Source organism: Tistlia sp. (assembly GCF_040905785.1).
Classification (GTDB): Bacteria; Pseudomonadota; Alphaproteobacteria; order Kiloniellales; family DSM-21159; genus Tistlia.
In genome coordinates this window covers 1-12415 of sequence record NZ_JBBDQW010000007.1, presented here as the reverse complement: position 1 = coordinate 12415, position 12415 = coordinate 1, and the positions used below count along the sequence as shown (strand labels likewise).

8 protein-coding genes are annotated in these 12415 nt (G+C 68.0%); 3 read left to right on the top strand and 5 right to left on the bottom strand.

All coding sequences use genetic code 11. From position 1 onward, the window contains the following. Nucleotides 1–128 precede the first annotated feature (128 nt). From WD341_RS02355 to WD341_RS02335, 5 genes are all read right to left on the bottom strand, one after another. On the bottom strand, nt 129–773 hold the full coding sequence (locus tag WD341_RS02355; protein ID WP_368423807.1) for a sarcosine oxidase subunit gamma: 645 nt from the start codon (nt 771–773) through the stop codon (nt 129–131). Continuing rightward, nucleotides 766–3795 carry a sarcosine oxidase subunit alpha family protein gene (locus WD341_RS02350; RefSeq protein ID WP_368423806.1) on the bottom strand — a complete coding sequence of 1010 codons (3030 nt, stop codon included), beginning with the start codon at nt 3793–3795 and terminating at the stop codon, nt 766–768. Before WD341_RS02350 ends, WD341_RS02355 begins: the two co-directional genes overlap by 8 nt. Next, complete coding sequence (locus WD341_RS02345; protein ID WP_368423805.1) at nt 3792–4073, bottom strand: sarcosine oxidase subunit delta; 282 nt, start codon at nt 4071–4073, stop codon at nt 3792–3794. Before WD341_RS02345 ends, WD341_RS02350 begins: the two co-directional genes overlap by 4 nt. A gap of 208 nt (nt 4074–4281) precedes the next feature. Continuing rightward, a complete protein-coding gene (locus WD341_RS02340) occupies nt 4282–5535 on the bottom strand; it encodes a sarcosine oxidase subunit beta family protein (protein ID WP_368423804.1) in 1254 nt (417 codons plus the stop codon). Between the two features lie 100 nt (nt 5536–5635). After that, nucleotides 5636–8818 carry an ATP-binding protein gene (locus WD341_RS02335; protein WP_368423803.1) on the bottom strand — a complete coding sequence of 1061 codons (3183 nt, stop codon included), beginning with the start codon at nt 8816–8818 and terminating at the stop codon, nt 5636–5638. Nucleotides 8819–9160: 342 nt separating this feature from the next. Here WD341_RS02335 and speD point away from each other — a divergent pair, with 342 nt between their 5' ends. From speD to WD341_RS02320, 3 genes are all read left to right on the top strand, one after another. Continuing rightward, entirely contained in the window at nt 9161–9649 is a 489-nt protein-coding gene (gene speD, locus WD341_RS02330) for an adenosylmethionine decarboxylase (protein WP_368423802.1), read from the top strand. Then, entirely contained in the window at nt 9642–10541 is a 900-nt protein-coding gene (gene speE / locus WD341_RS02325; protein WP_368423801.1) for a polyamine aminopropyltransferase, read from the top strand. The genes speD and speE overlap by 8 nt, the downstream gene beginning before the upstream one ends. Before the next feature lie 417 nt (nt 10542–10958). Then, complete coding sequence (locus WD341_RS02320; protein ID WP_368423800.1) at nt 10959–12332, top strand: amino acid deaminase; 1374 nt, start codon at nt 10959–10961, stop codon at nt 12330–12332. The last annotated feature ends 83 nt before the right edge of the window (nt 12333–12415 follow it).

The window sequence follows — 12415 nt, the reverse complement described above, 5'->3', positions numbered from 1 at the left end:
TTCTCCAACTCTCATGACACTCAGGCCGCATCACAAATCCCGGACACCAGTGCGTTTTCACGGGGATGACGGAGGAGGAGCGGGGATGACCGGAGAGGAGGGGGGATGACGAGTTGGGCCCCCGCCGCCTACCCCCGCGCCGGCGGCGCCACGGCGTAGCCCAGCTCCTCGGCGCGGTCGCGCAGTTCCTCGAAGAGGGCGAGACCGAAGGAGCGGAAGGCGAGGATCTCCAGGCTCTCGGGCCCGCGGCAGTGCAGCGTCACGGCGAGGTGGCCGAAGCGGGTCATGGCGACGGCGCCGGGCGGGAAGGCCTCGGGCGCCAGGTCGAGCGGCGCTTCCTTGGCCAGCAGCGCCCGGGCCCCGGGGCCCTCCAGACGGATCACGGTGCGGGCGTGGCCGAGGTCGGTGACGGCCAGGGTCGGCTCTTCGGCCACAGCGGCCTCCAGGCGCGCGACCAGGCCCGCGCCCGGGTCCGCACCCTCGGGCGCGACCAGCAGCCAGCGCTCCGGGCCCTGCCAGAGGACCTCGCCGCCTTCGCCCGCAGTCGAATGGCCCGCCTCGGGCAGCGCCAGCCCGAGCACCGACTGCACGGCGGCGGCCGCCGCCGCGCGGCTCTCGGGAAAGCCGGAGAGCAGGGCCAGGGCCAGGCCGCGGCGCTCGCTCAGGGTGACGGCGGGCTCGCCGGGCGCGCCGAAGCGGCCGGGCGCGTCGTGGCCGCTCAGGGCCGAGAGCCGTTCGGCGGGGCGGGGGCCAGCAAGGGAGGTGTCAGCCACGGAGGCGCTCTCCTTCCGGATCGATGAAGCAGGGCGCCGTCACCTCGACGGCGACCGTGCGGTTGCGCAAGGGGTAGGCGGCGTAGAGCGGCCGGCCGGCGCGCGCCTGGCCGCCGCACAGCAGGGCCAGCGCGATCGGCTTGCCCAGGTTCTCGCTCCAGGTCACCGAGGTCACGTGGCCGAGCTTGCGGATCGGCCCCTGGCCGGCGGTGGGCGCCAGCTCCGGCCCCTCGACCAGGATCGCGCCGGCGTCGATGCGGGTGCGGCCGTCGCTCGGCACCAGGCCGACCAGGCGCGGCCGCTCGGGGTCGGCCAGCCCTTCGCGCTCGAGCAGGCGGCGGCCGACGTAGTGCTTGCGGGTGCCGGCCATGCGGCCGAGCCCCAGGTCCTCCGGCGTCGTGCGCCCGTCGAGCTCCTGCCCGGCGACATGGCCCTTCTCGATGCGCAGCACCGCCATCGCCTCCAGGCCGTAGGGGATGACCTCCAGCTCCCGGCCCGCCGCCATCAGCGCTTCCCAGACGGCGGTGCCGTGGTCGGCCGCGACGTTGACCTCGTAGGCCAGCTCGCCCGAGAAGGAGATCCGGAAGATGCGCACCGGCAGGCCGGCGATCCGGCCCTCGGCGATGCCCATGAAGGGCAGGGCCTCCTTGTCGAGCGCGCAGCCCTCGACCGCCCGCTCCAGCAGCGCGCGGCTGCGCGGACCGGCGACGGCGATGCCGGCCCACTGGTCGGTGACCGAGGCGACCGAGACCCTGAGCTCCGGCCAGACCGCCTGGAGCAGGAACTCCAGGTGCGCCATGACCGCCGCGGCGCCGCTCGTGGTCGTGGTCATGAAGTAGCGGTTCTCGGCGAGGCGCGAGGTCGTGCCGTCGTCGAAGACGTGGCCGTCCTCGCGCAGCATCAGGCCGTAGCGCGCGCGCCCGACCTTCAGGGTCGAGAAGATGTTGCAGTAGACGCGGTCGAGGAAGGCCGCGGCGTCCGGGCCCTGGATGTCGATCTTGCCCAGGGTCGAGACGTCGCACAGGCCGACCGCGCTGCGGACGTGCCTGGCCTCGCGGTTCTGCGCCTCGAACAGGCCCTCGCCCGCCTTGGGGTAGTAGCGCGGCCGCAGCCACAGGCCGGCCTCGATCATCGAGGCGCCGGCGGCGACGTGCCAGTCGTGCAGCGGCGTGCGCCGCACCGGCTTGAAGGCGCGCCCGACCTCGCGGCCGGCAAAGGCGCCGAGCGTCACCGGCGTGAAGGGCGGGCGGAAGGTCGTGTGGCCGACCTCCGGCACGCTCAGGCCGCGCAGCTCGGCCAGGATCGCCAGGCCGTTGACGTTGGCGGTCTTGCCCTGGTCGGTGCCCATGCCGAGCGTCGTGTAGCGCTTGAGTTGCTCGGCCGAGCGGTAGCCCTCGCGGTTGGCGAGGCCGAGGTCCTCGACGGTGACGTCGTCCTGGATGTCGACGAAGCGCTTACCGCCGCGCACCGCCGGCGGCGGGCAGGCGAAGAGCGCCAGCGGCACCGCCTCCGCCTCGGCACCGGGCTCCGGCTGGGTCGCGGGCGCCGGCTGGGCCGGGCTCTCGTGGCCGCAGGCGGCGGCCGCCTCGGCGCCGGCCGCGAAGCCCTGGGCCAGGCAGTCGGCCAGCGCGAAGGAGCCGGCGCAGGCGCCGATGGAGCGGTGCCCCTGCGGGTTGGCGCCGGGCCGGAAGGCCAGCAGCCGCGGGTCCCACTCGGTCCGGCCGCCGACGTGACTGTGCAGGTGCAGGGTCGGCGTCCAGCCGCCGGCCACGCACAGCAGGTCGCAGGCCAGGAAGTCGGCGGCGCCGCCCCAGGCCTTCTCCGACAGCGGCGCGATCTCGACGCCGGCCAGCCGGCCGCTGCCGTGGGCGCGGGCGACGGCCCGGCCGCTCAGCACCTCGATGCCGAGGGCGCGGGCCAGCGCCGCCTCGGCCGGGTCGGGCCGGGGGTCGACGACGGCGGCGACCTCGATGCCAACCTCCAGCAGCGCCGGCAGCTCGGCGTAGGCGGCGTCGTGGGTGGCGAAGAGCACGGCCGTGCGGCCGGCCTGGACGCCGAAGCGCCGGGCATAGGTGCGCGCCGCCCCGGCCAGCATGACCCCCGGCAGGTCGTTGTTGGCGAAGACCAGCGGCCGCTCGATGGCGCCCGCCGCCAGCAGGATGCGGCGCGCCCGCCAGAGGTGCAGGCGCTGGCGCGGCTCGCCCGCCTCGGGCGCGGCCTTGTGGTCGGCGACCCGCTCGACCAGGCCGGCGACGCCGCCGTCGTAGAGGCCGAAGGCGGTGGTGCGGACCAGCAGCTCGACGTTGGGCAGGCTCGCCAGCTCGGCCTCGGCCGCGGCGATCCAGTCCGGGCCTGACTCGCCGGCCACCGACTGGCCGTTGGTCAGCAGCTGGCCGCCGAGCCGGAAGTCCTGCTCGGCCAGCACCACCCGGGCGCCGGCGCGCCCGGCCGCCAGCGCCGCGGCCAGGCCGGCCGGCCCGCCGCCGACCACCAGCAGGTCGCAGAAGCCGTGGCGCTTCTCGTACCTGTCGGGATCGGCCGCCTCGGCGGCGCGGCCGAGGCCGGCGGCCTTGCGGATGAAGTGCTCGTAGACCATCCAGGCGCGCCGGGTCGGGCCCATGAAGGTCTTGTAGTAGAAGCCGGCCGGGATGAAGGGGGCGGCCAGCTGGTTGAGCGCGCCCAGGTCCCACTTCAGCGACGGCCAGGCGTGCTGGCTCGTCGCCTCCAGCCCGTCGTAGAGCTCGGCGACCGTGGCGCGCGTGTTCGGCTCACGCCTTGCACCCGAGCGCAGCTCGACCAGGGCGTTCGGCTCCTCCGGCCCGGCCGAGAAGACGCCGCGCGGCCGGTGGTACTTGAAGGAGCGTCCGACCAGCCGCACGCCGTTGGCGAGCAGGGCCGAGGCCAGGGTGTCGCCCGGATGGCCGCTGTAGGCCTTGCCGTCGAAGGTGAAGGCGAGGCTGCGCCCCTGGTCGACGAGGCCGCCGCCCAGCGCTCCGCGAGGTGTCCGGAAGGGCTGGGTCATTCCGCGCTCTCCCCGGCGGCCGCTGCGCCGCGCGCGGATTCGGCGCCGAAGATCTCGTGGCTCAGGGTGTCGCGCTCGACGACCAGCCACTGGCGGCAGCCCTGGGCGTGGTGCCAGTACTCGCGGAAGCGGCCGCGCGGGTTGTCGCGCAGGTAGACGTAGTCGAACCAGGCCTCGAGCGGCGCCTCCTCGGCCGGCCGCCGCAGCGAGGCGTCGCCGAGATAGCTGAACTCGCTGTGGTCTCGCGGTCCGCAGAAGGGGCAGGGGATGCGCAGCATGGGGCGGTCCTAGGGGGCTTTCTCGGTCGTCATCGCCGCGAAGGCGGGGCTCTCACTCGTCATCCCCGCGAAAGCGGGGATCCATACGCCGGTACGGCAAGCGCGGACCCAGCGGGGTACGTGCCGGCCTCGCATGCCCATGGATCCCCGCTTTCGCGGGGATGACGGAAAGGGGGGGCAAGAGCGGCGTGCATCATCTCCCTCCCCCTCAATGCAGGTTCGGCTGCGGCCCGTGGCCGCTTTCGTCGATCGTCCGGCCGCTGCGGAAGCGCTCCAGGGACAGCGCCTCGTTCAGGCGGTGCGGCCGGTCCTCGGCGATGGTGTGGGCGAAGACCCAGCCGCTGCCCGGCGTCGCCTTGAAGCCGCCGTAGCACCAGCCGCCGTTGAGGTAGAGGTTGGCCAGCGGCGTCTTGCCGATGATCGGGCTGCCGTCCATGGTCATGTCCATGACGCCGCCCCAGTGGCGCAGCAGCCGGGTGCGCGCGATCGCCGGCATCATGGCGATGCCGATCGACACGACCTCCTCGACGACCGGCAGGTTGCCGCGCTGGGCGTAGGAGTTGTAGCCGTCGAGGTCGCCGCCGAAGACCAGGCCGCCCTTGTCCGACTGGCTGATGTAGAAGTGCCCGGCGCCGAAGGTCACCACGTGGTCGACCAGCGGCTTCAGGCCCTCGGTGACGAAGGCCTGCAGCACGTGGCTCTCGATCGGCAGGCGCAGGCCGGCCATCTCGGCGAGGCGTCCCGTGTTGCCGGCGACCGCGAGGCCGAGCTTGCCGCAGCCGATGAAGCCGCGCGTCGTCTCGACCCCGACGACCCGGTCGCCCTCGCGCCGGATGCCGGTCACCTCGCAGTTCTGGATCAGGTCGACGCCCAGGGAGTCGGCGCCGCGCGCCAGGCCCCAGGCGACGGCGTCGTGGCGCGCCGTGCCGGCGCGGCGCTGCAGCAGCCCGCCGTAGACCGGAAAGCGCGCGTTCTCCAGGTCGACATGCGGGCAGAAGGCGCCGACCTCCGCGCGGGTCAGCAGGTCGGAATCGATGCCCGACAGGCGCATGGCGTTGCCGCGCCGGGCGTAGGCGTCCATCTGCCCGTCGGAGTGCGCCAGGTTGAGCACGCCGCGCTGCGAGAACATGACGTTGAAGTTGAGCTCGGCCGACAGCCCCTCCCACAGCTTCAGGGAGTGCTCGTAGAAGGGCGCGTTGCCGTCCAGCAGGTAGTTCGAGCGCACGATCGTCGTGTTGCGCCCGGTGTTGCCGCCGCCCAGCCAGCCCTTCTCCAGCACCGCCACGTTGGCGATGCCGTGGTTCTTGGCGAGATAGAAGGCCGTCGCCAGCCCGTGCCCGCCGCCGCCGACGATGACCACGTCGTAGCGGCTCTTCGGCTCCGGCTCCCGCCAAGCCGGCGCCCAGTCGCGATGGCCGGAGAAGGCGTGGCGGACCAGGGCGAGGGCGGAGTAGCGCGACATGCGGCGGACCCGTGCGGGGTGGGCGTCGCGGCGAAGGATGACACAAACGGTGCGGAATGCAATGCCAGTGTTACGGACGTTTCATCCTCTACAACTTACACTAGTTTACTGGCCTCGGGAACAAAGGACTCCACCGCTTACCACTCTGAGCTGTAGAGGAAGAGTGGAGAATCGGCAGAGTATTGTTCGGTACGGTAGTGGGGAGCACGACCAAAAGGCCGAGTCCACCATACCCGAGCGGATTGTCCCTATAAATCCGACTTCCGAGGTCAGTGCATAGCGACCTAGCCCGGAGATAGCTGTCCTCCGACGGCCAGCCAGCACCAGATGCAGGGAAGGCGAACGCCTCGTCTCCAATGAGCTCACAGGCTCTAAAGGCGAAATCATTTGGCGTAAAATCAAGATCGGCCAGTAGGTCTCTGGCAATTCCCGTAGAAATTAGTGACACAACACGCACCTTGACCCCCTCGAGAATGCTGCCGTTCGTCTGGAAGAACTCCTTCAGGTTCCTTTCTAGTGACTTGCCCGTTGCAGCTATGTCGTCTATAACCACGACCATTGATGCCGCACCATTTCTTCTAACATGTTCGGAATACATTGCCGGGAATGCAGACCGTTCAATAATGTTCCTTGCCGGCAGCCGGTTCTCTTCAGCAAACATTGACGCGTAGCTTGCGCCGCTTTTTCCGGCGCCATCGACATACGTCATTAACACGTCCGAGCGCATCTGGTTTCTTCTGCGCTGTACGAACTCAGGAAGTTCCGGCCTTAACAGATCATAAGCTTCACGTAGCTTTGATCTAACGAGCGCCTCACTATAGAATCGAAGCTTTTGAAGAATGCGAAATAGGCAGCGTTGGTCGCGGGGATTCTCAACCTGTTCACACCAGCTCCGAATCGCATCAGTCCCTATGTGCATTCCTCTGTACGGGGGCCAGCCCTTGGCGAGCGAGACGATCTCTTCGGACAGTATGCGCGCGTCATTCTCTTCGTCTAGCATAGCCTTCGCTAACTCCTGCCTCATGGAGTCCGCCACCAGCTGCCTAGCTCCAACGTCTACAAGCCATAACCGGAAGATCGGCAAGACGAAATCAAGCGCCCCATCTTTTTCTTCCAAAACTTCTCGCCTGATGAGGTCATCTACTACAAGCCTTATTTCAGTGTCTGAAACAGGGATGCCGCCTTTGTTGTCTACTAGAGACGCTAACGATAAAGTCTGCTGCTTGCGGAGGGTTCGCGCGGCGGTTAACAGTACACGCATCCTGCGCAAGACATCAGGCTCCCGCTCCTCTAGGGCTACTGGGATACCGTCCTGCCACAAGTGAGCAAATGAATTAGCCCCCAGGACCGAAACTTCGCTTTCAACTGCACGCCTGATCTCTTTCTGCGTAATGTCGGCGTCTCGTTCTTCGATCGCATAGCGAACTGTAGCCGCACACACGATCTTGGCAAAGTACGGGTTCCCATTTGTTACGTTAAAGATTTCACCGATCGCGTCTTCGTGCCAATTAATAACTTGCGATGTTGGCTGCGTCACAAGAAGTTGAAAATCCTGCCATTCATCTTCGCGTGAGTAATAATCAAGATTGAACCTAAAAAAATTGTTCAGTTTCTGTCCTTGCCGATCCATGATGAACGGCATATTTTCCCCGCCCACAAGCACCACGCAAACATTCTTGCACCTTGATAGCGCGCGCAGATTTGCAAAGAACGTCTCTGCCAGATTGCCACGCATGTAAAGTTCTTGGTGAATTTCGTCGAACTCATCAAGGACGATGACAAGTTTCTTGTCGGGTGAAAGCTTGCGGGCGGCTTCGGCAACTTGAACCAGCCCTGACAACGATCCGTCATAGGAACGTTTCTCGATGACGAAGCTGTTGGGAAGTGTTTCGAAAATGAACTCCTCAATGCCTTCACCGAGCTGTTTCATTGAGGTGCTCGCGTCGGAATGCGCGACGGCGCCCCAAAGAATATAGTGGTAGGATAGCGTATGGTTTGCGGCCTTTTCTACAGAGAAGTCCGCCACTGCCTTAACTAGCGACGTTTTCCCGACGCGCTTCTGTCCGGTGACATAGAATGGCTCCATTGGTGATCGAAGCAGCTTGCTCGCTAGCAGACGGAGTTTTTCGGTTCTGCCGACAAATTGGTCTCCTTCGGCGACTTCTGTGCTGTATGGTGTCCAATACTCTAGCGATTGCCAATCGACCTTCGACGATTGAGTCAGTACCTCAAATTCAAGAAGAGCGTCTTTTCGGTTCGGATTGCCAATTTCACCCCACGTCACCTCAAGTATCCCGTGAAACTTCTCTATAGGCGCGACCACCATGACATCAAGCGTAACGGAAAAATCTCCTGGCAGGACGTTCCCTAATGCGATGGTGTGATTAGCAAGTATAATCTCCGATTCTTCGGTGGCGGCGGAGATCTGAAGGTTCGTTGCCATGCCGGGGCCGGTATTCCGCATTGGAACAACAATCTCGACTTCGCGTTCGGGCTCATAAAGAGGGTACCGCTTCTGAAGTTCTCTTGATGCGGTGCCGCTTCGCTCTATTCGTGTGGTGAATCGGCCGCGAATTGTATGAAGGAAGCTATCCAGTGCAACTTCTGCGTGAGAGAGGAAGGGATCCAGGTAGTCGCTAGATAGGAAAGTGCCGATTGATTGAGATGTTTCTTTCGCTTCTGCGATCGCCGATTGGCATTCTTCGGCGTCGACGAGTAGGCTTGCCTCAAGAGAATGCACCTTGCGCAATCGGCCAGTCACAACTTCGACCAATTTCTTGACCTCGTTCAGACCGAATGGCTCCAGATAGATCCGTGCAATACTATGGTTGAGGTTTCCGAGTATGCGGCGCTGGGCTGTCAGGAGAGCATCTAGGTCGCCCGGCGAGGTGCGCAGTGGTTGAACCAGCTCACAAATTGTCTTATGGGCGGTTAACAATCGCTCAAACTTTTCGTAACTTTGTGACTTCTTCTCGATCTTTAAGTAGTCGAGGATTTCCGGTATAGCGGCTGCACAAAGCGTTACGATATGACGCACTAGCTGATTTTGCGCGTTGGCTTCGGGAATTAGATCCCTGATAGCCAAGCAGCGAACGAGTACGATGGCTGCTTGTCTGTGGTGGCTTGGCTGTTCAGAGAGTAGTGCGATTGCGTCGGCGACCGAGCCCTTCGCGCCTTCGTCTTCCGCCTGGCTAAAGAGCCATTGTCGAAGTAAGGTGCGCGCGCTCGCTGGTTCCTGCGGATTATCGCGGATGACAGATTCTATATCAGTTAGAGCGATCATTGGTGCCCTCCCCTCGCTTGCGCCAGTCTGCCAGAGCGCGTGCAAAGTGCAAACTACCTAAGGTACATCTGTGCCTCCATTGCATCGCTCAAGTTTTTCGGCCGGGGGTGGCGCGAGGTGGATGGCTGCGCTTCGCTTCGGGCCCGTCCTGTGCGGAGGCTGAACCGATCGCCCGGCCAGAAACGATCGATTCGCCCTTGAGCCGAGGGACCCGAACCGCTACCTAGGGCGCCCTCCGCCGACTTGGCTGCCTGCGCGCCGACTAGGCGGGGCGTCATTCGCGGATCCCTTGCGCCGGCCGTGGCCGGCGTCGGGTTCGGTCTCTGGTTGGGGAGGAGGGGCATGCCTGACGGCACCCGCTTCCGTGCGGGGACGGGCTTGGGGGTACCGAGCACCTTTCCCGCCGAAGAGTTCGACGGCCCCGGCGGCGTTGTGCGCGCCGACGCGGGGACCGCGCAGCTCGACCACTTCATCGAGCGCGACGGCGTGCGCTGCGCCGGCGTGCACCTGATCGTCGACCTCTACGAGGCCGAGCGGCTCGACGAGATGGCGCACATCGAGGCGACGCTCAGGCGCTGCGTCGAGGCGGCGGGCGCGACCCTGCTGCACATCCACCTGCACCCCTTCGAGGTCAATGGCGGCGTCTCCGGCGTCGCGGTGCTGGCCGAGAGCCACATCTCGATCCACACCTGGCCGGAGCGGGGCTATGCCGCGCTCGACGTCTTCATGTGCGGCGACGCGCGGCCCGAGGCCTGCGTACCGGTGCTGCGCGAGGCCTTCCGGCCCAAGGAGCTGGCGGTCGACGACTTGCTGCGCGGCAAGGATGCCTAGCCGCCGGGAGGGGGCCGGCGGCCGCTGGATCGAGGAGACGGTGACCGAGGCCGAGGGCCTGCGGACATCGCTGCGTGCCGAGCGGGTGCTGCACGAGGAGCGCTCGGACCACCAGGATCTCGTGCTGTTCGAGAACCGGACCTTCGGGCGCGTGCTGCTGCTCGACGGCGCGATCCAGGTGACCACGGCCGACGAGTGGGCCTATCACGAGATGCTGGCCCACGTGCCGCTCTTCGCCCACGGGGCGGCGCGGCGCGTGCTGGTCGTCGGCGGCGGCGACTGCGGCCTCGCCCGCCAGGTGCTGCGCCATCCGGAGGTCGAGCGGCTGGTCCAGGTCGAGATCGACCCGGCGGTGGTGGAGTTCTCCAAGACGCACTTCCCGGCGTTCACCGGCCCCGTGATGGGCGACCCGCGCTTCGAGCTGGTGATCGCCGACGCGGCACGCTTCCTCGCCGAGACGGCGGGGGAGTCGGACGGCGAGCGCTTCGAAGCGATCCTGGTCGACTCGACCGACCCCCAGGGACCCGGCGCCGCGCTCTTCACCCGCGACTTCTACGCCGGCTGCCGGGGCTGCCTGGCGCCGGGCGGCCTGCTGGCGACCCAGAACGGCAACCCCTTCCTGCAGGCCGGGGAGCTGCGGTCGTCGGTCGGGCACTTGCGGGCGCTCTTCGCCGACGCCGGCTGCTACCTGACCGCCGTGCCGAGCTACACCGGCGGCCACCTGGCGCTCGGCTGGGCGACCGACGATCCGGCGCTGCGCTGGGTTCCGGAGGCGGAGCTGGCGGCGCGCCACCGGGCGGCCGGCGACTTTCCGACCCGCTATTGGATGCCGGCGGTCCAGCGCGCCGCCTTCGCCCTGCCGCGCTTCATCGCGGAGATCGTGGAGGGGTAGGGGCGGGGCCGCTGGCGTGGCGTCGGGGCCTGCACGCTTCGCGGTTCGACAGGCTCACCGTGAAGCGACGGGAGGGCCGGCGTCGGCGGCCGCCACGCCGCTCATTCCTTTTCGTGCGTCATCCCGGGCGCTAGGCGAGCCAGAAAGCCTGGAACAGGCTTTCGGCTTCGCGAGCCTCGCGACCCGGGATCCAGGGGCGCTAGGCGGCGAGTCCGGGCGCCTGGATCCCGGACAGCTCGCCTTGCCGACGAAATCGAAGATTTCGGGCAAGGCGGCTTCCGGGATGACGGTCGATGCGGGGCAGGGACGACAGACGGCGCGCTCAGACTTCCTCGCCCCTTCCCGAGCGTCATCCTGTTCCCGGGGCGCCCGACGGGGTAGAACCTCGGGTGCGATCCCTACTGGAGCCAGCAGCCCATGACCGACCTTTCAGCCCCCGACGCCCCGACAGCCGACGCCCCGACACCCGACACCCCCGCACCCGACACCCGGATCCTCGACAGCCGGGCTCTCGACGACCTGCCCCTCGATGCCCTGACCAAGGGCATCCCCGCCGCCGCGGGGCGGCTCCGTCTCGGCGAGGTCGGGGCGCAGGGCTGGAACGTCCTGGCCGAGGACCTGCCGCTGCCGGTGGCGGTGCTCAAGGACTCGGCGCTGGCGCACAACGGCCGCTGGATGGCGCGCTTCCTGGAGGCCGGCGGGGCGGTCATCGCGCCGCACGGCAAGACGACCATGGCGCCGCAGCTGTTCGCGCGGCAGCTCGCCGAGGGCGCCTGGGCGATCACCGTAGCGACGGTGCAGCAGCTCGAGGTCTGCCGCCGCTTCGGCGTGCGGCGCGTGGTGCTGGCGAACCAGCTGGTCGGGCGCCAGGCGATCCGGGCGGTGCTCGACGCCCTGGCCGCCGACCCCGGCTTCGAGGTCCTCTGCCTGGTCGATTCCCTGGAGAACGTCGCCCAGCTCGAGGCCGCGGTGGCCGCGCGCGACCTCGGGCGGCCGCTGAATGTGCTGCTCGAGGGCGGCGTCGCCGGCGGGCGCACCGGCTGCCGCGACCGCGAGTCGGCGCTGGCCGTGGCGCGCGCCGTGCGGGCGGCGCCGCACCTGGCGCTGGCCGGGGTCGAGGGCTTCGAGGGGCTGATCCAGGCCGGGACCCCGGAGGCCCGCGAGGCGGCGGTCGCGGTCTTCCTCGACTTCCTGGCGGAGCTCGCGGAAGCCTGCGACGCCGAGGGCCTGTTCGAGCGCTCGCCGGTGCTGCTGTCGGCCGGCGGCTCGACCTTCCACGACCTCGTGGTCAAGCGCTTCGGGCGGGTGGGTCTGGGCCGGCCGACCCAGGTGCTGACCCGCAGCGGCTGCTACGTGACCCACGACTCCGGGACCTACATCGAGGCCTTCGAGCGCCTCGCCGCCCGCTCGCCCGAGCTGGCCGCCGTCGCCGAGCCGCTGCAGCCGGCCCTGGAGGTCTGGAGCTACGTCCAGTCGCGCCCCGAGCGCGGCAAGGCGATCCTCGGCTTCGGCAAGCGCGACGCCGGCATCGACGCCGGGCTGCCGCTGCCGCAGGCCTGGCACCGGCCGGGCCGGCAGGACGGGCCCCAGCCGCTGCCGCCGGGCCACCGGATCCTCGGCCTGCACGACCAGCACGCCGAAATGGCGGTGCCCGAGGACAGCCCGCTCGCCGTCGGCGACCTGGTCGCCTGCGGCATCTCCCACCCCTGCACCACCTTCGACAAGTGGCGGGTGCTCTTCACCGTCGACGAGGCCTACGGCGTGACCGGCGCGGTCGCGACCTTCTTCTGAGGGTCGGGGGCGGGGCCGCCAGCGCCTTCACGCCCCTCGACAAGCTTCTGTAATCGGGTGCAAGCAAGAAAGCATCCTTGGGG

Bases quoted from the DNA above. Each gene is read 5' to 3' on its own strand.
- WD341_RS02350 (WP_368423806.1), bottom strand. From the start codon at position 3,795: ATGACCCAGCCCTTCCGGACACCTCGCGGAGCGCTGGGCGGCGGCCTC.
- WD341_RS02345 (WP_368423805.1), bottom strand. From the start codon at position 4,073: ATGCTGCGCATCCCCTGCCCCTTCTGCGGACCGCGAGACCACAGCGAG.
- WD341_RS02340 (WP_368423804.1), bottom strand. From the start codon at position 5,535: ATGTCGCGCTACTCCGCCCTCGCCCTGGTCCGCCACGCCTTCTCCGGC.
- WD341_RS02335 (WP_368423803.1), bottom strand. From the start codon at position 8,818: ATGATCGCTCTAACTGATATAGAATCTGTCATCCGCGATAATCCGCAG.
- speD (WP_368423802.1), top strand. From the start codon at position 9,161: ATGCCTGACGGCACCCGCTTCCGTGCGGGGACGGGCTTGGGGGTACCG.
- speE (WP_368423801.1), top strand. From the start codon at position 9,642: ATGCCTAGCCGCCGGGAGGGGGCCGGCGGCCGCTGGATCGAGGAGACG.
- WD341_RS02320 (WP_368423800.1), top strand. From the start codon at position 10,959: ATGACCGACCTTTCAGCCCCCGACGCCCCGACAGCCGACGCCCCGACA.